Origin of the sequence: Sutcliffiella cohnii, assembly GCF_002250055.1 — a bacterium.
GTDB classification, from domain to species: Bacteria; Bacillota; Bacilli; order Bacillales; family Bacillaceae_I; genus Sutcliffiella; species Sutcliffiella cohnii.
The window spans coordinates 1,949,664-1,969,466 of record NZ_CP018866.1; the positions used below are offsets into that span (position 1 = coordinate 1,949,664).

Annotated in this window: 25 protein-coding genes; 21 read left to right on the plus strand and 4 right to left on the minus strand. The window is 34.0% G+C overall.

The features are described from left to right. Positions 1-93: 93 nt before the first annotated feature. The 3 genes from BC6307_RS09585 (at position 94) to rsgA (ending at position 2,078) form a co-directional block, all read left to right on the plus strand. A complete protein-coding gene (locus tag BC6307_RS09585; RefSeq protein ID WP_066415835.1) occupies positions 94-315 on the plus strand; it encodes a helix-turn-helix transcriptional regulator in 222 nt (73 codons plus the stop codon). Then, a complete protein-coding gene (locus tag BC6307_RS09590; protein ID WP_066415834.1) occupies positions 296-727 on the plus strand; it encodes a hypothetical protein in 432 nt (143 codons plus the stop codon). The genes BC6307_RS09585 and BC6307_RS09590 overlap by 20 nt, the downstream gene beginning before the upstream one ends. A 292-nt stretch (positions 728-1,019) precedes the next feature. Continuing rightward, entirely contained in the window at positions 1,020-2,078 is a 1,059-nt protein-coding gene (gene rsgA / locus BC6307_RS09595) for a ribosome small subunit-dependent GTPase A (protein ID WP_066415833.1), read from the plus strand. Between the two features lie 48 nt (positions 2,079-2,126). On the opposite strand, the gene BC6307_RS09600 is transcribed toward rsgA, so the two are convergent. After that, complete coding sequence (locus BC6307_RS09600) at positions 2,127-2,924, minus strand: alpha/beta fold hydrolase (protein ID WP_066415832.1); 798 nt, start codon at positions 2,922-2,924, stop codon at positions 2,127-2,129. Between the two features lie 631 nt (positions 2,925-3,555). Here BC6307_RS09600 and BC6307_RS09605 point away from each other — a divergent pair. The 8 genes from BC6307_RS09605 (at position 3,556) to BC6307_RS09640 (ending at position 9,984) form a co-directional block, all read left to right on the plus strand. Then, positions 3,556-3,942: a thiol-disulfide oxidoreductase DCC family protein gene (locus BC6307_RS09605; protein WP_066415831.1), complete on the plus strand. Its 387-nt coding sequence runs from the start codon at positions 3,556-3,558 to the stop codon at positions 3,940-3,942. Positions 3,943-3,974: 32 nt separating this feature from the next. Continuing rightward, positions 3,975-4,706, plus strand: coding sequence for a YwaF family protein (locus BC6307_RS09610; protein WP_066415828.1), 732 nt, complete (start codon positions 3,975-3,977; stop codon positions 4,704-4,706). A 303-nt stretch (positions 4,707-5,009) separates the two neighbouring features. After that, positions 5,010-5,294, plus strand: coding sequence for a hypothetical protein (locus BC6307_RS09615; protein WP_066415826.1), 285 nt, complete (start codon positions 5,010-5,012; stop codon positions 5,292-5,294). Between the two features lie 206 nt (positions 5,295-5,500). Next, the gene (locus BC6307_RS09620) at positions 5,501-6,253 is read left to right on the plus strand and encodes a DeoR/GlpR family DNA-binding transcription regulator (RefSeq protein ID WP_066415877.1); all 753 of its coding nucleotides are present in this window, start codon (positions 5,501-5,503) and stop codon (positions 6,251-6,253) included. Then, positions 6,250-7,182: a 1-phosphofructokinase gene (gene pfkB, locus BC6307_RS09625; RefSeq protein ID WP_066415824.1), complete on the plus strand. Its 933-nt coding sequence runs from the start codon at positions 6,250-6,252 to the stop codon at positions 7,180-7,182. Before BC6307_RS09620 ends, pfkB begins: the two co-directional genes overlap by 4 nt. Further along, the gene (locus BC6307_RS09630) at positions 7,179-9,050 is read left to right on the plus strand and encodes a PTS fructose transporter subunit IIABC (RefSeq protein WP_066415823.1); all 1,872 of its coding nucleotides are present in this window, start codon (positions 7,179-7,181) and stop codon (positions 9,048-9,050) included. The genes pfkB and BC6307_RS09630 overlap by 4 nt, the downstream gene beginning before the upstream one ends. A gap of 124 nt (positions 9,051-9,174) precedes the next feature. Continuing rightward, positions 9,175-9,462 (plus strand): hypothetical protein, encoded by a 288-nt coding sequence (locus BC6307_RS09635; RefSeq protein ID WP_066415814.1) that lies wholly within the window; start codon positions 9,175-9,177, stop codon positions 9,460-9,462. 3 nt (positions 9,463-9,465) lie between these two features. Next, the gene (locus BC6307_RS09640; protein WP_094366111.1) at positions 9,466-9,984 is read left to right on the plus strand and encodes a mismatch-specific DNA-glycosylase; all 519 of its coding nucleotides are present in this window, start codon (positions 9,466-9,468) and stop codon (positions 9,982-9,984) included. A gap of 9 nt (positions 9,985-9,993) precedes the next feature. On the opposite strand, the gene BC6307_RS09645 is transcribed toward BC6307_RS09640, so the two are convergent. Both BC6307_RS09645 and BC6307_RS09650 read right to left on the minus strand, forming a co-directional pair. Further along, complete coding sequence (locus tag BC6307_RS09645; protein WP_066415812.1) at positions 9,994-10,173, minus strand: H-type small acid-soluble spore protein; 180 nt, start codon at positions 10,171-10,173, stop codon at positions 9,994-9,996. A 97-nt stretch (positions 10,174-10,270) separates the two neighbouring features. After that, a complete protein-coding gene (locus BC6307_RS09650) occupies positions 10,271-10,660 on the minus strand; it encodes a VOC family protein (protein ID WP_066415810.1) in 390 nt (129 codons plus the stop codon). A 177-nt stretch (positions 10,661-10,837) separates the two neighbouring features. Between BC6307_RS09650 and BC6307_RS09655 the strand changes: the two genes are divergently transcribed. From BC6307_RS09655 to BC6307_RS09675, 5 genes are read left to right on the plus strand one after another with little or no spacing between them, the layout of a single operon-like run. Further along, on the plus strand, positions 10,838-11,749 hold the full coding sequence (locus BC6307_RS09655) for a DUF7847 domain-containing protein (RefSeq protein WP_066415809.1): 912 nt from the start codon (positions 10,838-10,840) through the stop codon (positions 11,747-11,749). A gap of 35 nt (positions 11,750-11,784) precedes the next feature. Further along, positions 11,785-12,396 (plus strand): DUF4129 domain-containing protein, encoded by a 612-nt coding sequence (locus BC6307_RS09660; protein WP_066415807.1) that lies wholly within the window; start codon positions 11,785-11,787, stop codon positions 12,394-12,396. A 13-nt stretch (positions 12,397-12,409) separates the two neighbouring features. Further along, on the plus strand, positions 12,410-13,540 hold the full coding sequence (locus tag BC6307_RS09665; protein WP_066415805.1) for a DUF4350 domain-containing protein: 1,131 nt from the start codon (positions 12,410-12,412) through the stop codon (positions 13,538-13,540). After that, positions 13,537-14,472 carry an AAA family ATPase gene (locus BC6307_RS09670; RefSeq protein ID WP_066415803.1) on the plus strand — a complete coding sequence of 312 codons (936 nt, stop codon included), beginning with the start codon at positions 13,537-13,539 and terminating at the stop codon, positions 14,470-14,472. The genes BC6307_RS09665 and BC6307_RS09670 overlap by 4 nt, the downstream gene beginning before the upstream one ends. After that, positions 14,414-15,781, plus strand: a complete 1,368-nt coding sequence (locus BC6307_RS09675) for a DUF58 domain-containing protein (protein ID WP_425319489.1) — start codon at positions 14,414-14,416, stop codon at positions 15,779-15,781. The genes BC6307_RS09670 and BC6307_RS09675 overlap by 59 nt, the downstream gene beginning before the upstream one ends. Here BC6307_RS09675 and BC6307_RS09680 read toward each other — a convergent pair. Continuing rightward, positions 15,748-16,734: a stage II sporulation protein M gene (locus tag BC6307_RS09680; protein ID WP_066415800.1), complete on the minus strand. Its 987-nt coding sequence runs from the start codon at positions 16,732-16,734 to the stop codon at positions 15,748-15,750. The two genes, BC6307_RS09675 and BC6307_RS09680, sit on opposite strands and share 34 nt — an antisense overlap. Positions 16,735-16,853: 119 nt before the next feature. Between BC6307_RS09680 and BC6307_RS09685 the strand changes: the two genes are divergently transcribed. The 5 genes from BC6307_RS09685 to BC6307_RS09705 all read left to right on the plus strand — a co-directional run bounded on the left by BC6307_RS09685 (position 16,854) and on the right by BC6307_RS09705 (position 19,769). Then, entirely contained in the window at positions 16,854-17,645 is a 792-nt protein-coding gene (locus BC6307_RS09685) for an RDD family protein (protein ID WP_066415797.1), read from the plus strand. Between the two features lie 38 nt (positions 17,646-17,683). After that, complete coding sequence (locus tag BC6307_RS09690; protein WP_066415794.1) at positions 17,684-17,950, plus strand: hypothetical protein; 267 nt, start codon at positions 17,684-17,686, stop codon at positions 17,948-17,950. Positions 17,951-18,014: 64 nt separating this feature from the next. Continuing rightward, positions 18,015-18,542 carry a DUF6944 family repetitive protein gene (locus BC6307_RS09695; protein WP_066415791.1) on the plus strand — a complete coding sequence of 176 codons (528 nt, stop codon included), beginning with the start codon at positions 18,015-18,017 and terminating at the stop codon, positions 18,540-18,542. 208 nt (positions 18,543-18,750) lie between these two features. Further along, complete coding sequence (locus tag BC6307_RS09700) at positions 18,751-19,104, plus strand: lmo0954 family membrane protein (protein WP_066415788.1); 354 nt, start codon at positions 18,751-18,753, stop codon at positions 19,102-19,104. A 14-nt stretch (positions 19,105-19,118) separates the two neighbouring features. Further along, positions 19,119-19,769 (plus strand): PspA/IM30 family protein, encoded by a 651-nt coding sequence (locus BC6307_RS09705; protein ID WP_066415785.1) that lies wholly within the window; start codon positions 19,119-19,121, stop codon positions 19,767-19,769. The last annotated feature ends 34 nt before the right edge of the window (positions 19,770-19,803 follow it).

Below are 19,803 nucleotides of genomic sequence, written 5' to 3' on the forward strand. Positions count from 1 at the left end.
TTAAAATGGAAATGCAGTCCTTTTTTAAATAACTCGCAACATATATATTGCATTATGTAATATATATGTTACTATTATGTTGGAGGTTTGAGTATGAGAAATAATGTAAAGGTTGCAAGAGTAAAAGCAGGTTTAACGCAACAACAATTAGCAGACTGTATTGGTATAACAAGACAAACGGTTAGTTTAATAGAAAAAGGAAAATACAACCCTTCTCTAAAGCTTTGCTTACAAATTTGTTATGCGGTCAATGCAAAGCTCGACGAAATTTTCTGGGTGGATCAGGAGGCATTTTATGAAAAAGATAACAGATGAAAGACTTGTATTAAGAAACTTACAGCATATAAAAATAGCTTATATCGTTCAAACTGTGGGGATACTAGCGATCTTATGTTATGAGTTAATTGTTGGCGGTCTTGACGGAATGCGCCAAAATCCATTATGGGCAGTTTTTATGATTACTACTATCGTTTATGCTTATTTAACAATGAGTGTAAGTGTAGAGCATGAAACTAGTATAAAAAATCCGAAAAAGTCTTTCTATATTTCTCTAATTGTTTTGTTGCTTATTTCTTTCGGAATAGCTTATTTCACATCCATCACTCCAAATTTCAATTGGGGAAATGGACTAGTTGTTGGTGCAATTATATCCGTTTGTGGATTTATCCCAATCTTCTACATATATAAATTACGTTTAAAGCAAGCAAATGATTTGGATGAGAATTAACGAAAAACTCTTTACATTTATAATCAAATAACATAAAATAACCGTATAGTCATAAAAAGGAAAGCGAGGGATGTTTTATGAAAATGTTAATTGTAACGAGTACAGCTCAATTTCATAATGTAACACAGCCCTGTCGCTATTATTTATAATTTGTTTATTTCTATAAATAAGTTGGTATGTAGTTCATGGGCTGTGTGTTGCTCATGGATTTTATTTTTGGAACAGAAAGACCGTGAACAACTGTTTGCGGTCTTTTTTTATTGAAAAAACCAACTTATTGGAGGAATTAACATTGAACAAAATCGATTTAGGATGGAATGATTTTTTACAGCAACACTTAATAAGAACAGATAATGAAAATAGTTTAGTAGGACGCGTCATGTTAGAACATAAACGGTTATACAGAGTGATGACAGAAAAAGGTGAACTTCTTTCAGAGATCTCAGGTAAATATCGATTTGAAGTGGAGTCTAGGGAAGAATTCCCTACAGTTGGAGATTGGGTCGTACTGACAGAACGCGTAGGGGAAGGAAAAGCAATAATAAATGCGGTGTTACCTAGATATAGTAAGTTTTCTCGAAAAAATGCAGGCACCACTACCGAAGAACAGATTGTAGCAGCTAATGTTGATACTGTTTTCCTTGTTCAATCGTTAAATCATGACTTAAATGTGAGGCGGTTAGAACGCTATTTAATTTCAGCTTGGGAAAGTGGTTCAAACCCAGTCGTCATATTAACGAAAGCCGATCTCTGTAATGATATAGGAAATGCAGTTGCGGAAATTGAAACGGTAGCATTTGGTGTACCAATACATGTTGTTAGTGTAAAAGAAAGAATAGGTTTAGAAGTACTTCAACATTATTTCCAACGAGGAAAAACGGTCGCATTGCTTGGCTCTTCCGGGGCAGGAAAGTCAACGCTTACGAATTATTTACTAGATGAAGAAAAAATGGTCATTAAAGGGATTCGAGAAGATGATGATAAAGGTAGACATACAACTACTTATAGAGAATTACACGTGCTTACCGATGGTGGACTTGTTCTAGACACTCCTGGAATGAGAGAGCTCCAATTATGGGAAGTAGAAAGTGGATTACAAAGTAGTTTTCAAGATATAGAGGAGTTAGCAGAAGCTTGTAAATTTAGAGACTGTACGCATAATGGAGAGCCGAATTGTGCTGTGAGAGAAGCGATTCAAGAAGGAAAGTTGGACCTCTCCAGGTTTCAAAGTTACGTAAAGCTACAAAGAGAGCTTGCTTATTTAGAAAGAAAGAATGATAAACGTGCCCAAAGTGTCGAAAAGGATAAATGGAAAAAAGTCCATAAAACAGTAAACCGTTCGAAAAAATGATAAAAAAAGCTGTCCATTTCCTGTGAGGGAGTGGGCAGCTTTTTATCATTAAACAACTTGACGAGAATGTTTTTGCTCATTTACCTCTTCCATAAATGAAAGTGATAGATCATTAAATTTACTACTTTCTTCAATATTACACACATGACCACAATTCGGAATAATTTCCATCCGTGCATTCGATTCTTTTGTAGCGTAATCTATTGTATTTTGAAGGAACATATGGTCTTCTGAACCTGAAATATACAGTTTTGGGATGTTGTTTTCATGTTGATTTAACTTATAAAATGCAGTTTTTTTATAAACCCCATCAATGATCCATTTTATATATGTTTCTTTTGAAAGCTTGTACGCTTCTTGAATAAACGCTTTACGGGAATCTGCATGATTACTTTTCGGTAACAATACTCTTGCAAATATTTTATACGGAACCATATGAGGTAATAGTGTTCGAACTGGATAAAGCATAGATGTTCGACATAACAGCTCTCCCCATTTTTTTAATTTAGGAGTAGCCCCACCTAATATCATTGATTTGATTTTTTTTGGGTTCAATAATGCTACTTCTTGCATAACAATCGTTCCTAAAGATAGTCCAATAAAATGAGCGGAACAAATCTTTAACTCTTCTAATATAGTGATTGTTTTTTGAGCAGAATATTCCATTAAATCTACACCTTGAGGTAATGGTGATTTCCCATGACCAGGAAGATCTAATAACAGTAAATTATAATTGGAGCGATATGCTTTTAACTGTTTATAGAAAATGGTACCGTTTCCACCGAAGCCGTGAAATAGAACAATCCATTCTTTCGAAGACGGGTGTTTAATCGTTTTGTAGTACATGACGTTCCTCGCTTACGTAGAAAATTTTAAGTTCATTTGAGCTTAGTAAAAAAGTATACAAATAACAGTATACATATGTATATGGTACGTCACAACTATATTAGGAAATTAATTGTGAACAATTATCGTATATAATTAATTGTTAGGAATTTAATACAAAATAGGTCTACAAACACATGTTCCTGAAAAGGTGGACATGTTATAATAGGTAAGACTTGTATAATAGACGGGTGGAGCGGCTAAAGCCTCTGTGGGAATGGAGGTGGTGCCGATGAGTGAGATCCAAGTGGCATTGTTGACCGGAATGTTTATTTTGGCGTTCTTAAATATTGTCATAGTGTTAATAAAGGAAATCACAAAAAAATAATCCACCCGTGACTTAATTGCTGTTAAGGTAGCCGGGTGGATTATTTACTTGTGCTCCACAGTAGCCGCGCTTTCCGCGGACATTATCCAAGTCAGGAGGCAAAGTGTTGGCGCACTTTGCTTCTTTTTTTCTTAAATATATACTTTATCATATACGAAAACAGCTTTTTGATTCAAGTATTTTTAATAAATAGTCATATATTTCTTATAATTGTTCTCTTATAATAGGAATAAAGAATTAGGTAGTAAAAGTGGGGGGAGTAATATGCGACCAATCATACTTTTTGATGGTGTTTGTAACTTTTGTGAATCATCCGTGCAATTTATTATGAAACGTGATGCTAAGGAACTTTTTTTATTTGCATCGTTACAAGGAAAAACTGGTCAACAATTGATAGAACAACATTCAATTTTAACGGATAGTGTAGTTTTAGTAACAGAAAAAGGCATTTTTACAAAATCTGATGCTGCCTTAAAAATTTGTAAGCATTTAACGTTTCCGTGGAAGTTAGCTTATGTCTTTATCATTATTCCACGAGCTATTCGTGATTGGATTTATGATAAGTTTGCAAAAAATCGTTATAAATGGTTCGGAAAGAAAGCTGCTTGTATGTTACCTACGCCAGAAGAACGAGCGCGCTTTTTAGAGTAAAAGTAAAAGTTAAAGAGAAGGGATAGAAAAAAATGTTAGAAACATTTTTAGACCCGTACAATGTATTAAAGGGATCACTTATATTCTCTACCACACATATTTTCGTTCTTATAATTATATTGCTTGCTGTAGTAGCCTTATATCTTTTTAGAAACAGTCCTTTTATCACACGATATGTCAGATGGTTCATTTTATTTCTGCTAATTATTAGTGAACTATCTTTGAACGTTTGGTATTTATCTATGAATGTATGGAATGTTAAAGATACGTTACCATTACAGCTATGCTCTATCAGTCTTTATTTATGTTGTTGGATGATGCTGACGAAACAAAAAATTATTCTTGAAGTCGTTTATTTTTTAGGCATTGGTGGTGCTATACAAGCGTTGCTGACACCGGAACTGTTTTACGGATTCCCGCATTTCCGTTTTATCCAATTCTTCCTTGCACATAGTATGATTATACTGGCCATTTTATATATGATTTGGGTAGAAAAATACAGGATTTCTTTTTCTTCCTTGTGGAAAGCATTTATAAGTTTGCAATGTATTGCGCTCATTGTTTATGTCATTAACATTGTTACTGGTGGGAATTATATGTTTTTAATGGGAAAGCCTGCTAATCCAACTCTTTTAGATATGTTAGGACCTTATCCTATCTACATTATTTTCCTTGAATTAGTAGTTTTTATCATTTTTCTCCTCTTATATTTACCTTTTAGAATGACAAAAAAATATGAAGAAAAACGGCTATCTCATTTCTAGGTAGCCGTTTTCTCATGCGCTAATTATTTAGTTAGTTTGTTTTTTATAAAGCGATATGCACCGAAAAAGATAAAGGCGAATGCCGCCACAATAATAATATCTAATACTGTAGTCATAAGGTGTACCTCCGTTTTTAACATGATTCTATATTACTAATAGTTTACTCTGATTTCAATGTAAACGTTTTTAGAGTATGTAGTAGAGAGCGTGTAACAGTACTACTTTGAACATACAAAAAATTATTAAGCGCCGTGCCCTTCCTTACCTTTTTACATAGTATAAGTTGAAGGGGTAGGGGATATTATGAAAACAACTTTAATGAAATATTTAGGATTGACGCTTGTTTTAATTGTATTTTTATATAGTTTTTTGGCGGTTATGACTTATCAAAATATACAACTGCAAATTGTTAAACTCCAACAATTAGAAGAGCAATATGATAAGAGAGAAGCACAAGGAGAAGTTCCATCTAAATTACGGCAAGACTATGAACGACAATATAATACGTATCAACGACAACTTTCAAGAGTTCAGTCATTTTGGATGAAATGGATCTTTGATTTTCCAGAATTTCGAAGTCCTTCATAAAAGATGAATACTAACAAAAAACACCATTAGTGGTGTTTTTTTGTTTTACTGATTGATGGTTTGTGATTGATTTTGAAAGAAGTTGATGGAAAATGAATGTTTTTGGTTGATTTATGCAAACACTTACAATACAATATACAGTGAAAGTTAAATGATAAGGTATCTTCTCGATAATGAATACAATCGTCGTTAGAAAAGGTGATGGAATGTTAACACCAGAAAGACAAAAAATAATATTAGATTTGTTGCAAGTACAAGAAATAGTAAAAATTCAAGAGTTAATTGATATAACAGGCGCATCAGAATCAACAATCCGTAGAGATTTAAGTCAGCTCGAACAAGAAAAAAAATTAAAGCGAGTTCATGGTGGAGCTTCTAGACTTCATCAAAAAGGCGAAGAATTAAGTATTCAAGAGAAATCTTCTCAAAATCTCACTAAGAAAAAGGAAATTGCTGAATTAGCAGCTTCTATTATCGAAGACGGAGATTGCATCTATATTGATGCTGGAACAACGACATTACAACTCATTACAAAAATAACGAAAAAAAATATAACCGTTGTTACTAATGGATTTGCCCATATTCAAATCCTTACGGAAAAAGGAATTCCTACTTATGTAGTTGGGGGCTATATGAAGCCTAAAACAGGGGCGATCGTGGGAAGTAAGGCAGTAGAAAGTTTAAGTAGTTATTACTTTGATAAAGCATTTATTGGTGCAAATGGTGCTCATCCAACTGCTGGCTATACAACACCAGATCCAGAAGAAGCAAACGTCAAACAGTTAGCAATTAAACAATCAAGACAAGCTTACGTCTTGATTGATGATACAAAAATGAATGATATAACGTTTATTAAAATTGCCGATTTAAAAGAAGCAACGATAATAACGAACCAAATCGAAAAAGATGTAAAGACAACCTATGAACAAAAAACAACAGTGATGGTGGTGCAACAATGATCTATACCGTAACATTAAACCCTTCGATTGATTACGTAATGAGTATTTCTTCATTTCAGGAAGGTGTTGTCAACAGAGCCTCCCAAACTATGTATTATCCGGGTGGAAAGGGGCTTAACGTATCGAGAGTGCTAACAAAATTAGGGACAAGCACAACTGCTCTAGGGTTTGTAGCTGGGTTCACGGGAAACTTCATTAAAGAAAAATTATTAGAGGAACAAGTTAATGAAAAACTTATTGAAGTTGAAGGTGTATCAAGAATTAATGTGAAACTAAAAGCCAAGATGGAATCAGAAATAAATGGAACTGGACCGGTAGTGTCAGAGAATAACATCGACCTATTAATTGGACAACTACAATCATTAAATGAAGGGGATATTGTAGTGCTAGCTGGAAGTATTCCTAATACAATGCCTTCTACTATTTATGAAACGCTCATGAGCGTATGTGCAAAAAATAACGTTAAAGTGGTACTTGATACTGGTGGAGAAATGTTAACTAAACTACTCGATTGGAAGCCGTTTTTAATAAAACCGAACCATCATGAGCTTGGTGATCTATTTAATGTAACAATAGAATCAACAGAAGAAGCGATTCATTACGCACAGAAAGTGTTAGAGCAAGGGGTAGAAAATATTATCGTTTCTATGGCCGGAGATGGCGCCATCTTAGCAACGAAGCAAGGAACGTATTTTGCAAAAGCACCTAAAGGTGTAGTGAAAAACTCTGTAGGTGCGGGAGACTCGTTAGTAGCAGGCTTCTTAGCAGGATACAGTAAAGAAAAAAATATTTTGCATGCATTACAAAATGGAATTGCAGCTGGTAGCGCGACTGCATTTTCTCATGACCTTTGTGAAAAAGAAGAGGTTGAGAGATTACTTAATGAAGTAGTATTACAGGAAGTAAATTTGGAGGACATTAAAAAATGAACATCACACAATTATTGACAGAAGAAACGATATCCCTTCGATTAAAGGCAAGTTCAAAAGAAAGTGTTATTCGCGAACTTGTTGATACGTTAGATCGAGCGGGAAAACTTCAAGATAAAGTAGAATTTGAGCAGAAAATAAAAGAAAGAGAAGCCCAAAGTACGACGGGAATTGGAGAAGGTATTGCGATTCCACATGCAAAAACTAAGGCAGTTCAAACTCCTGCAATTGCATTTGGAATTTCAAAAGCAGGAGTAGACTATGAATCTCTAGACTCTCAACCTAGTCATTTATTTTTTATGATAGCTGCAAGCGAAGGAGCTAACAATGCACATTTAGAAACGTTATCTCGGTTATCCTCGATGCTAATGGATACTAATTTTCGAAATCAATTGTTACAAGCAAATAGTAAACAAGAAATAATCGATATAATAAATGAAAAGGAAAAAGAACTTTTCAAAGAAGAGGAAAAAGAAGTAGTAGAAGAAGCTGGTATGATTTTGGCGGTAACAGCTTGTCCAACTGGAATCGCCCATACGTATATGGCTGCTGATGCTTTAAAAAATAAAGCAAAAGAATTAGGATTATCCATTAAAGTTGAAACGAATGGATCAAGTGGTGTTAAAAATAAATTAAAAGCTAGTGATATCGAGGCGGCAGCAGGGATCATTGTAGCGGCTGACAAGCAAGTTGAGATGGAACGATTTGCAGGAAAGAAAATAATTGAAGTCCCAGTTGCACAAGCGATTAGGAAGCCACAGGAATTGCTAGAAAAAGCTAAGCGTGGGGAAGGGACAACTTTTGTTAGTAGTGGCAAGAGTTCTAACGAGGAGGAAAAAGGAAATAGAAAAGGCGGCTCACAGTTTTATAAACATTTAATGAGCGGTGTTTCTAATATGCTTCCGTTTGTCGTAGGTGGAGGAATATTAATCGCTATATCGTTCATGTTCGGAATTGAAGCTGCTAATCCGGATCACCCGGACTACCATTGGTTTGCAGAAGCGCTATCGATTATCGGTGGTGGGAATGCGTTTGGTCTAATGATTCCAGTTTTAGCCGGATTTATTGCAATGAGTATCGCCGACCGTCCAGGTCTAGCTCCAGGTATGATTGGAGGACTTATTGCGTCAACTGGTGAGGCCGGATTTTTAGGAGGACTCATCGCTGGTTTCTTTGCAGGCTATATTGTGTTAGGAATTAAAAAAGCATTAAGTGGTTTGCCGGCCTCTCTAGAAGGGTTAAAACCAGTGCTTCTTTACCCTCTTTTCGGTATCTTTATTACTGGGATGTTTATGCTATATATTGTAACTCCTTTAAAAGCTTTCAATGAAGGTTTAATTTCAATATTAGGTGGTTTAGGCTCGGGTAATTTAATTTTACTTGGTCTTATACTTGGAGCAATGATGTCCATTGATATGGGTGGTCCAATTAATAAGGCAGCATTTACGTTTGGGATTGCTATGATTGACGCCGGAAACTATGCACCACATGCTGCAATTATGGCAGGTGGAATGGTTCCTCCATTAGGAATAGCGTTGGCGACAACTTTGTTCAAAAATAAGTTTACGAAACAAGAACGTGAAGCTGGAAAAACGAATTATATTATGGGAGCAAGTTTCATTACAGAAGGGGCGATTCCGTTTGCTGCAGCAGATCCGATGCGTGTAATTCCTTCTGCAGTTGTAGGTTCAGCAGTAGCAGGTGCACTTACAATGGTTTTCGGAATTGGTTTACCAGCTCCACACGGTGGTATTTTCGTAGTTCCAATCGTTTCTGGAAGTATGCTTTTATATTTATTAGCTATCGTCATCGGTTCTGTCATAACGGCACTAATGGTCGGATTATTAAAGAAAAAGCCAACAGTATAGGAGAGAACAAAAAGCGATAGGTAAAACTATCGCTTTTTTCAATGTTTTGAAGCGTAAAAGTAAAAGTACGTATGCTATACTTTAACAGAAATAGTTTATACGTATAAAAAGGGTGGGAACTACAATGGAAACAGCATCTCCAATAATACTACAAGTGATATTTTATTTAGCAATAGGTGCAGCAATATATAGTTGGTTTAAATGGGATTTTTTTATGAAAGATAATAAACAGTATTTATTCTCTTTTATTAGTTACCAAATTGGTATTTTTCTAATTGCGATAGCGGTTTATTTCATCGAGGCGTGGTATAAATTAGATATGATATTGATAGGTAGTTTCTTAATAGGACTAGCGTTACTCGTTGGAGGAACAATATATTTACGAAAGAAACTAAAACACGAGGGAATGTAAAAAGTGGAAGAGCTAAAATTAGTGCAAGACCATATAAAACACAATTTAGAAATACTATTTGTTGGGTTTAATCCGAGTATTATGTCTAGTGAGACGGGGCATCATTTCGCAAATCCGAATAATCGATTTTGGAAAATTCTTCACGAATCAAGCTTAACACCTAAAAAATTGCACCCATCCGAAGATTACACAGTTTTAGATTTTCAATATGGGTTAACGAATATTGTTGCTAGACCAACGAAAGCTGCCGATGAAATAACGAAAGAAGAGTATGCAGAAGGAAAAGAAACATTGAAAAATAAAATAAAGAAATATCGTCCGAAAATTGTTTGTTATGTTGGTAAAGGTGTTTATTTGCAGCTCAGCGGCAAGAAAAAAGCCCCTTGGGGAAAACAAGAAGATTGTGTGGTAGAAGGAACAATTGATTTTGTCGCACCATCCTCAAGTGGATTAGTTAGAATGAAGATGAAGGATACGATTAGTATTTATAGCGAATTAAAAATTTTAAAAGAAGAAGGTTGAAGCGAAATTTCAACCTTCTTGTAATTGTTGAACCGATACGTTTTGTTCATTTTGCGGATCATTTAGTGGATAAATTCGGACTGTATCTCCATCGTCATCCACATGCTGTATGTATACAGGAATGCCATTTAATGTTACTTTTGCTAAATCTCCAGATTCTGCAATTTCTCTAGCTCGTTGAATATTCACTGTTTAAGCCCCCTTATAATGTTCAAACTATTAATAGAATCACTCAAAAAGTGAAAAATATGCTATAAGAAAATTCTTACCAAGCTGAATATAAAAGTTAAGACATTGCTACGATTTCAACTTTTATGCGATCAGGATCTTCAAAGTATACTGCATAATGATCATTCCCGCCTGCATAAGGATGGCTGTTCTTATACAAAATCTTCAGCTCACGTTGTTCTATTAGCTTTGTAATCTCATCCACTTTTTCTCGATTACGAACTTGAAATGCTAAATGATTTAAACCGACTCTGCATCGATGGTACGAAGGCTCCAAAAATCGTTGTTCTGTTTGAACGAAAACAATATACATACTTTCGTATTTATAACTAATTCCACTTTCCCATTCTTGATACTTTTCATAATGTAGTACATCTTCTAAAAGCCAACCCCAAAACTGCTTTGACCTATTTAAATTTGAAACATACAGTTCAATATGATGAAGCATAAAATCTCTCCTTTATACATGTTTATAAGAAAGATACCACTATTCCTTTATGTGTTACAAAAAAATTTAATAAATAATGAAAAAATTCAGTTTTCCTACTCTTCAATCTTCCTAACTAATGATAAAATAAACTAATACTGACAACATTTGGGTTTTAAATAATAGGGGGATGGGACAATGAACAAGCAATTTTCAAGACCGAAAAAATTTGGGGAAATATTAGATGTAACTTTTCAGATTAGTAAAAATAACTTTAAAGATTTTTTATTAATTTTTCTCATATTAATAGGTCCTTTATTATTGTTGGAAGCAATCATTTTATTTGCTACAGGTACTAGTTTTATTCGCGATGTAGCAGCGGGTTCTAATTGGTTTGAACAAATGTTTAATACGTTTGTGGATGACGAATATTATTACGAAGTGAATAATACTAACTTAGGTTCTGAGTTAGCAATTATATTAATTGGTTTGCTTAGTATTTTTGTTTATCCAGTAGCACACGGTGCAATATTACATGGAGTAAACGCCATTCGAAATAATGAAGAGTTTACATATATGACACTTATTAAAAAGTCCTTTACTCGTTTTTGGCCAATGGTGGGTAGTACTATTTTATTTGGATTAATTTTGTTCCTATTATTCGTTGCAGGAATATTTTTAATTAGCTTCTTTGGATTCTCGATGATATTTATCAATCCGATAGCAAGTATTTTCCTCATTTTTATCTTTTTGCTTTTATTAGCTATTCCGTTTTTGTATTTATTAACACGATGGGGTTTTTACTTTGGCTCAACGGTTATTGATGAGGAGGCACCAGGCTTTAGTAGAAGTTGGGGATTAACTCGTGGAAGAACATGGCCATTAATTGGGTTATACGTCGTGTTTTTCTTAATTATTACAGCAATATCAACAGCTATTGAGGTAACGTTCGGATCCTTTTTAGGGAGTAGTGTGTTATTCTCACTAATTTTAAGTGTGACGAACTTAATTACAACAATGGTTTTTGCGGTAGGATATTCTGTTATGTATTTTGATAGTAAAACAAGACATGATGCAGATGATTTAAAAGATTTAATTGATAATTATTAATCTATTAATTTTGTTTCCCAAAAGTAGGTGAGAATATGCAAAATGAAGAGCAGGCAAGGAAACAACTGGAATCGATATTGAATGGAAAAGAATATCAAGTTTATTATGAAGATAATAGAAGTATATTAGAGAGACTTTGGGATAATTTTTTAATGTGGCTTGAAGAAAACTTAAATTGGAGTGCTCCGATAGGTACTAGTAACGGAATACCTGGATTTATTCTAATAGGAATGATTGTCATTGTCGTGATCGTATTGTTTTTCATATTGTTAAAGAAGAGAATGGAAAAAAGAACATTCGAGCTATCGCAACCTCTTCAACGTGAAAATGAGCTAAATTGGTCTTTTCATAAGCATTTACAGGAAGCGGAAAAGCAAGAGAATGAGGGGAACTATTCTTTAGCTACACGTCATTTATTTCTAGCTTTTCTTTTATACTTCCATGAACGAGAATGGGTTGTAGCAAAAATATGGAAAACGAACTGGGAATATTATGAGGAGTTAAAGAAGGAAAATAACGAAGTGGCAAAATTATTTCAAAAGCTCGCACTATTATTTGATCAAGCGACATACGGAGAAAAAGATGTGAAAAAAGAACAATATTTATTATTTCGCGATGAAGTTGTTAGTTGGATAAAAGAGAGCTAAGGAGGAAGATAATATGCAACTACTAAACTCACAAAAAAAGACATGGTTCATACTTTCTCTTTTCCTAGTTCTCCTTCTCATTGCGGCATATATTTCCTTTACACCAGAAGAGAAACAGCTTGTACCATTTATGTCGGATTCACCATCTCCTACTGGTGTGAAAGCGTTTTATACGTATTTAGGAGGAGAGTACAAGTCAGTTCAACGGTGGAATTATTCACCAGACCTATTACCAGATTCATCAAACAATGTTCTCTTTCTTATAGGTGTAGGATCGCTTGGAAATAGTGATGAATTAATGTACTATGAGCAATTTTTAAAGAATGGAAACACGATTATACTTTTGAAGGACAATCCTGCAAATTTATTTTCATTACAAGTAAAAAGTAGCGATACCTCATCCAATATAGTCAACACCTTATCTGATTACAAAGAGCGTACGTACTCAGCAGAAATAACATCTCCATATCGATTAGTTTTAAATGAAGAACGTGATGAACTATTATTACAAGATGAATATGGTGTTGTAGCGCTGAAACGTCAATACGGTAATGGTTCATTAATTGTTGTAAATAGTAGTAGTTGGGTAACAAACCGAACCATACTACAACAAGACCATATTCCAATCCTTGTTACACTTTTAAAAGAATTGGAAGAACCAAATGCTATCTATTTCAATGATTACGTTCATTATCCTAATACGAGCTATTGGGAAGTATATCCAACATGGTTTATATTATTACTTTTGCATAGCATAATAATAGTGTTCCTATGGTTATTACATAAAGGAAAACGATTTGGAACGATTATAACACCACGTGAAGAAATGGTACGTTTTAGTGATGAAAGTATTCGGGCGTTATCAGCTTGGTATATTCGCGGAAACAAATATGTAGAATCCCTCCAATATCAGGCAAGCTATGTTCGTGCTATTATGCAAGAAAAGTGGGGAATAGCTACTTATAAAGAGTGGGAGGATGTTCAGCAAAGAATAGAGGAAAAATGCTCGAAAATTTCTAATAAAGAATTAGCTAGCTTGTTAAATCAATTGCCGAAAGTATTACAATCTAAATCGTTAACGAAGAAAGAATACTTAACTTGGTCCAAGAAAATAGATCAATTAAGGAAAGAGGTAGAAGAATGATGAATGATACGAAAATAGTAACTTTACTAGATAAATATTCAGAAAGAATCATTGGCCAAGAAATGAATTTGAAATTACTACTATCTGCTACATTAGCTGGAGGACATGTCCTTCTTGAAGGAGTACCAGGCACAGGAAAAACCCAAATGGTTAGAGCGCTTGCAACTTTTTTAGGTGGGAGATTTCAAAGAATCCAATTTACACCTGATTTACTCCCGAGTGATATTACTGGGAGCACGATTTATAATATGCAAAATAACAGCTTTCAAACGATAAAAGGGCCAGTTTTTACAAATATTTTGTTAGCTGATGAGATTAATAGAACGCCTGCTAAAACACAGGCAGCACTACTTGAGGCAATGGAAGAAAAGCAGGTGACTATTCAAGGTGAAACGTATCAACTACCTGACGTGTTTTTTGTCGTTGCAACGCAAAATCCTATCGAATACGAAGGTACATATCCATTACCAGAAGCGCAACAAGACCGTTTCTTATTTAAACTACTAGTTAACTTTCCTAGCTTTGAAGAGGAAAAAATAGTGTTAAGGCAAGTTTTAGAAAATAATTGGAATACTTCTACGTTAGAAGAAGTTATATCAATGGAAGAATTCCTAGTATTACGGAAACAGATTCAAGACGTCACGATAAGTGATAGTGTATTACAATATGTATTACAAATTGTTCGAAAAACTCGTGAAACAGAGGCAATTCGGATAGGTGCTAGTACGAGAGCGGGAATATCGATAGGTAAAGCGGCACAAGCTTGGGCGTTTTTATCTGGAAGAGATTATGTTACGCCTGATGACGTTAAGATCGTTGCCCGTCCAAGTTTGCGACACCGAGTACAATTATCGCCACAAGTAGAATTGGAGGGTGCGACCGTTGATCAAGTATTGGAAGAGATTGTTGGCTCGATTCCTGTTCCAAGATAGAGGTATTGTTCCCACTAAAAAATTAATTGTGTTGTTAAGCATTATTTACGTAACATTTGTAATGGTCGGTGTTTTTATTCAAGTCTCCATTATGCTATTCGTGTTTAGTTTGTTAGCACTTTTTATTAGTTTAATTGATTTAGCTTATACACCTAAGCGAAAGGAAATCCATTTAAATAGAATTGTGCCGGACGAAATAGAGAGAGGTAAGTTATGTACGTTTCAAATTCAAATGATAAACAACTCTAACAAAGCTATTCACTACACTTTAAAAGACGGACTTCCCCAAAATTTTCGGTCTTCCAGCCCCTTCCAAGGGACTATAAAACCGATGGAAACAGAAATTGTATTGTATGACACAAGTGCTCAGATAAGAGGGAATTATACGCTAAACAAAGTTTATGTAAGATATAAAAGTAATTTAGGGCTTTGGGAAAAGCAAATGGTTGTTGATAAATCAGCTAGTATTAGAGTTATACCGGATTTATCGGACTCAAAGAGATATTTAGAAAATGCTCAAAAGTTTTTATTATATGATGGTGAAAAAATAAGAAAGCAAATTAGTGGGGCAGGAGAATTTTCAAAAATTAGAAGTTACTCTCTAGGTGATGATCCGAGGAAAATTAACTGGCGGCAAACTGCGAAATTAAGAGAAATAATGACGAATGAATATGAGCCAGAGCATGGAAAATATATTACGCTTCTTATTGATTGTGGAAGAATGATGGGGACGGAGTTAACGAAGAGTAATCGTTTAGAAAAATCAATGGAAGCAGCAATTACGGTAGCAACCGCAGCGTTAAATAACGGTGATTATGTTTCTATTCTAGCATTTTCTAAAGACGTTAAAGTATATGTCCCACCTGGAAAAGGAATGGCTCATTTACAAACTATACTTAAATCGATTTACAATATTCATGTTGATCAAGTTGAATCTAATTACGCATTGATGTTCCAGCATTTGCAAATGTTGCAAAAAAAGCGGAGTTTATTAATCTTATTTAGTGATGTACGTACGTTTCTTTACGAAGAAAGTGTTTTACCTTATTTAGTTCGTCTACGGAAGCGTCACTTATTTTTATTAGTTGGTGTAGAAGATTTAACGTTGCAAAAAATGATAAAGCGTGAATTAACAATTGAAAAAGTAGCGATGATTAAGAGTGTTGCTCAACAACAATTTTTATTTAAGCGTAATCAAATTGCTAAGTGGGAAAAGCACGGCCTCCAAATGATGGAGGCCAAAGAAGAGCGTTTAGCTCCAGTTGTTGTTTCACACTATATAGATCTATTAAATCGAGGGTTATTATAAGCTGTTGCTTTCCAAAGTGCATTTCCGACTAGTATATAAATTACTAGTCCAATCACAGTAATAACTGCAACAAAATATTTTAATTCAAGAGAAATGGGGGCAGGAGTAATGAAACCTTCTATTATTCCTGCTATTACAAATAAAGGGATCGTTCCTAATAATAATTGTACAGATCGTTTTGCTTGTACTTTTAGCTGATACCCACGAGTATAGACACCTGGCACAAAAAGTTTATAGCCCATTAGTAAACCGGCACCTCCTGCAATAAATATGGCTGTTAATTCGATCATGCCATGAGGTACGATATATGCCCAAAATTCATATGTTTTTCCAGCGTTCCAATATATTGCAGCGATTGCACCAACGATAATACCGTTATAGATTAATACGTATGTAGTTAATATACCTAATGTAATGCCACCAGCAAAAGCTAAAATGGCAACTTGAATATTATTCGTCATAATCGCTGCTGACATAAGGGAAGAATCAACAGCGCCATCATGTTGTCCAATGCTACTTGGATCAATAGCGTCTGTCATAGAACTTGGTAAAATTGTATAAGCATGTAAGGGATCCGTTACGATAGAGATAAAGCTCCCAATCCCTCCTATAATAAAAAGCAATGCAGCAACTAATACAAACTTCCATTGTTCAATAAATAATCGGATAAAGGTTGTGCTAAAAAAAGTTTTAATTTGTTGTAAACTTGAAACTTGGTCTTTATACAATAAATTATGTGCTTTCGAAACTAACCCGTTTAAATATAAAGTTACTTCTTCGTTAGGAAAATATGTTTGACAATACGATAAATGCTGTGTCGCTTTTCTATATAATTTATAATAGTTTTCTAGACTAGTCGTATCATAATGTTTTCCTCTTTGTAATAAGAGGATATGTTCTTCTAACAGCTTCCAATCGTTTCGATGGAGCTTTACGTATTGATTAACATTCATTCCTTCACCCACTTATCATTATTAAAAAAATGGAACATTTAAAAAATATTTACTTCTTTTTATATTATAATAATTTTTGAGAAAAATAGGAAGCACCCATAGAAAAGGGGTTGTTGAAAATGGAAAATAAATTAGAAATTAAAACACCAGAATTTGTCTCTGTGCAATTTTCACTTGCTGGATTAGGAAGTCGAGCAGCTGCCTTTCTTATCGATCAAGCCATAATTACAATTACATATTTGTTACTATTCCTCCTATTTTATTTTATTGATGAAAGTATATCCATTTTTGCAGATGGTTCTTCGATTTTATTTGCAGTAATAATTATTAGTATATTTGTTATTCAATGGGGATATTTTTTTGTTTTAGAATTTTTTTATGGAGGAAGGACAATTGGTAAAAAACTAATTGGGATTAGAGTCATTCAAGAAAACGGTCATAGTTTAACTTTATTATCAAGCATTATACGGAATCTATTACGAATAATAGACGCTTTACCAACGTCATATTTTATTGGAATGATTATGGTCTTTTTCCATTCAAAACATAAACGAGTAGGTGACATAGTCGCAGGAACGATTGTCGTACATGAAAGAAGTAAGAAGAAAAAGGATAAAAAGAGTTCAATGGAGGAAGAATTAAACTTACGTGGACTTTATATTGGTAGTCAATTACTTGATAAAGATGTGGTTTCTTCCTACAATCAAAAAGATTGGGAGCTAGTAAAGGTATATTATAATCGCTTCTTGCAACTTCCATATAATGAACGAGTAGATATAACGGAAAAGTTAGCAATCATACTTTTACCGAAGGCTGGGGTTAATTTAAGCACATTATCTCAAAACGAAAAGGAAAACTATTTACTATTTTTATACATATTATTAAAAGAAGAGTGGGAGTATGAACTTTAACTCATTAAGGGAGAGTCTAAACAAATAGGTGAGGGTGTATGAAAAAGTATATAGTATCTGCAATGTTTTTTATTTTTATAATCATGACGACAACATATGTCTTATATAAGCTGTTACCTTTCAAATTAATTAATATAACTTTTGGTGTAAGCTTACTGTTTATGGCTCTTTCTTATGTCAGCAATATATATGTAGTTAAGCACCAAAACGAAAAAAAAGATAATGAACGCTACTATATTCATCCGTTTTTATTAGCTTCCGTTTTCATATTTTTATTTAGTTTGTTTTCGTTACCATTTTTATAATGATAAACGTCTGAGTCGTTTTTGAATAATATAGAATATTATAGAAAGAACGGCGGTTATGTAAATGGCGAACGAAGAACTAGGTACGTTCGGTGGGTGGATTAATGCAGTAGGTACCATCATTTCAGCACTAGGAAGTACACCTCCAATTATAGAAGATTCTGTAGCGCATAATGAATGGAATCTAATCGGAAATGTTTTACAAGCAACGGGAAACGCTGTAGAAGCGGATGTAATAGAACACTTTTCGTTAACTAAACTTGGAAATGAAATACAAGCAGTTGGTAATGTTACTGTTATTATTGGAATACTAATGATTTTAAATAAAGATGACGGTGCGGAACTGGTCATTTCTGGAAACTGGATACAAGCTCTAGGTGCATCTTTAGCTTTTGTGGATGAATTACAGAGTGAATTTAATGTGCAAAGAGTCTTAAAGATTAATGGGTATATGCTTCAAGCTATCGGTAACTCATTACAAGCAATCGGTGGAATTTACGGTTTACGAAATAAAGAGCATGAAGGAAAATATATAAATATGACCGGAAGTTGGATTCAAGCCACTGGTGCAATCATTTCCGCAATCACTTAACTACATGAACTTTTGCTATTAATAAAACCAGTTAACAAAAAACTTTGGAGTAATTAGCTCCAAGGTTTTTTTGTGCGTTTCTTTATAGGCCTATTCCTCATAAGCCCCAAGTCTTACTTCAAAATATAGCTAAGGCTCCTTATAGGAAGTTAGATATCAAGATAAGATAGAGACATGAACAATATAAGAAAAGAAAGGAGTAAGACAAATGAAAAAATTAGGTTTATTTTTATTAGGATTAGTTGCCTTCTTCGTATTGTTAGGCAATATTGGACCACTATTCGGTTTAGCAGTTAGCGCTGTTGTATCTTACTATGCTGTAAAAGGATTTTTAAAAACAAATTCTACAGGAACAAAAGTATTGTGGGCTATTATCGGATTTTTTGCCATTTCGATAACAATAGCAAATGTTCCAGCGATCCTTGCCATATTAGCGGCCTATGTATTATACGTTGTATATAAAAAGCTGAACAACGAAAAAGAAGAAGTTTCCACTGAAATGAATAACAATGATCCGTTTACTAACTTTGAAAACCAATGGAAAGCCTTAAATTCTAAATAATAGGAGGAATAGTAATGAGTAATTTATTTTCAAGAATTAAAAATTCAATAGCTGCAGATTTTCATGAAGTGTTGGACAAAAAAGAAGAGAAAAATCCGATTGCCATGTTAAATCAATATTTACGAGATTGTGAAAAAGAAGTCGAAAAGGTTAAACAATTAGTAGAACGACAAGGTTTATTAAAAGAAGAGTTCCGTAAAGAATATGAACAAGCAAAAAGTTTAAGTGAAAAACGAAAATATCAAGCGGAAGTTGCTCTCAAAGCAGAAGAAATGGAATTATATGAGTTTGCTATTCAAGAACAAACGCAATATAGTGAAAGAGCAAGTCATTTACACGCCTCATTAGAAAAGGCAAAGGCAGATTTACAAAATCTTGAACAAAAATATGAAGTGATGAAACATAAATTGAAAGATATGTACATTAAGAGAATGGAATTAATGGGACGAGAAAATGTTGCCCGAGCAAATCATCGAATAAATTCGATTTTAAAGTCTAATGACACTACTGAATCTCTTAATAAATTTAATGAAATGGAAAATTATTTAGAACGATTAGAAACAAAAGTCAATAATAGCTACCACCAGCATACGATCGATATGAAAATTGCTCAACTAGAAAAACAATTCCAAAATGAAGAGAAAACTGTTTCTAATCTATCGTAAAAACTGATATTCTATTAAGGAGTATAAAAGGGCG

What these genes read in the sequence shown, in the direction of transcription:
- BC6307_RS09585 (WP_066415835.1), top strand. Translation starts at nt 94, where the DNA reads ATGAGAAATAATGTAAAGGTTGCAAGAGTAAAAGCAGGTTTAACGCAA.
- BC6307_RS09590 (WP_066415834.1), top strand. Translation starts at nt 296, where the DNA reads ATGAAAAAGATAACAGATGAAAGACTTGTATTAAGAAACTTACAGCAT.
- BC6307_RS09600 (WP_066415832.1), bottom strand. Translation starts at nt 2,924, where the DNA reads ATGTACTACAAAACGATTAAACACCCGTCTTCGAAAGAATGGATTGTT.
- BC6307_RS09605 (WP_066415831.1), top strand. Translation starts at nt 3,556, where the DNA reads ATGCGACCAATCATACTTTTTGATGGTGTTTGTAACTTTTGTGAATCA.
- BC6307_RS09610 (WP_066415828.1), top strand. Translation starts at nt 3,975, where the DNA reads ATGTTAGAAACATTTTTAGACCCGTACAATGTATTAAAGGGATCACTT.
- BC6307_RS09615 (WP_066415826.1), top strand. Translation starts at nt 5,010, where the DNA reads ATGAAAACAACTTTAATGAAATATTTAGGATTGACGCTTGTTTTAATT.
- BC6307_RS09620 (WP_066415877.1), top strand. Translation starts at nt 5,501, where the DNA reads ATGTTAACACCAGAAAGACAAAAAATAATATTAGATTTGTTGCAAGTA.
- pfkB (WP_066415824.1), top strand. Translation starts at nt 6,250, where the DNA reads ATGATCTATACCGTAACATTAAACCCTTCGATTGATTACGTAATGAGT.
- BC6307_RS09630 (WP_066415823.1), top strand. Translation starts at nt 7,179, where the DNA reads ATGAACATCACACAATTATTGACAGAAGAAACGATATCCCTTCGATTA.
- BC6307_RS09635 (WP_066415814.1), top strand. Translation starts at nt 9,175, where the DNA reads ATGGAAACAGCATCTCCAATAATACTACAAGTGATATTTTATTTAGCA.
- BC6307_RS09650 (WP_066415810.1), bottom strand. Translation starts at nt 10,660, where the DNA reads ATGCTTCATCATATTGAACTGTATGTTTCAAATTTAAATAGGTCAAAG.
- BC6307_RS09655 (WP_066415809.1), top strand. Translation starts at nt 10,838, where the DNA reads ATGAACAAGCAATTTTCAAGACCGAAAAAATTTGGGGAAATATTAGAT.
- BC6307_RS09660 (WP_066415807.1), top strand. Translation starts at nt 11,785, where the DNA reads ATGCAAAATGAAGAGCAGGCAAGGAAACAACTGGAATCGATATTGAAT.
- BC6307_RS09665 (WP_066415805.1), top strand. Translation starts at nt 12,410, where the DNA reads ATGCAACTACTAAACTCACAAAAAAAGACATGGTTCATACTTTCTCTT.
- BC6307_RS09670 (WP_066415803.1), top strand. Translation starts at nt 13,537, where the DNA reads ATGATGAATGATACGAAAATAGTAACTTTACTAGATAAATATTCAGAA.
- BC6307_RS09680 (WP_066415800.1), bottom strand. Translation starts at nt 16,734, where the DNA reads ATGAATGTTAATCAATACGTAAAGCTCCATCGAAACGATTGGAAGCTG.
- BC6307_RS09685 (WP_066415797.1), top strand. Translation starts at nt 16,854, where the DNA reads ATGGAAAATAAATTAGAAATTAAAACACCAGAATTTGTCTCTGTGCAA.
- BC6307_RS09690 (WP_066415794.1), top strand. Translation starts at nt 17,684, where the DNA reads ATGAAAAAGTATATAGTATCTGCAATGTTTTTTATTTTTATAATCATG.
- BC6307_RS09695 (WP_066415791.1), top strand. Translation starts at nt 18,015, where the DNA reads ATGGCGAACGAAGAACTAGGTACGTTCGGTGGGTGGATTAATGCAGTA.
- BC6307_RS09700 (WP_066415788.1), top strand. Translation starts at nt 18,751, where the DNA reads ATGAAAAAATTAGGTTTATTTTTATTAGGATTAGTTGCCTTCTTCGTA.
- BC6307_RS09705 (WP_066415785.1), top strand. Translation starts at nt 19,119, where the DNA reads ATGAGTAATTTATTTTCAAGAATTAAAAATTCAATAGCTGCAGATTTT.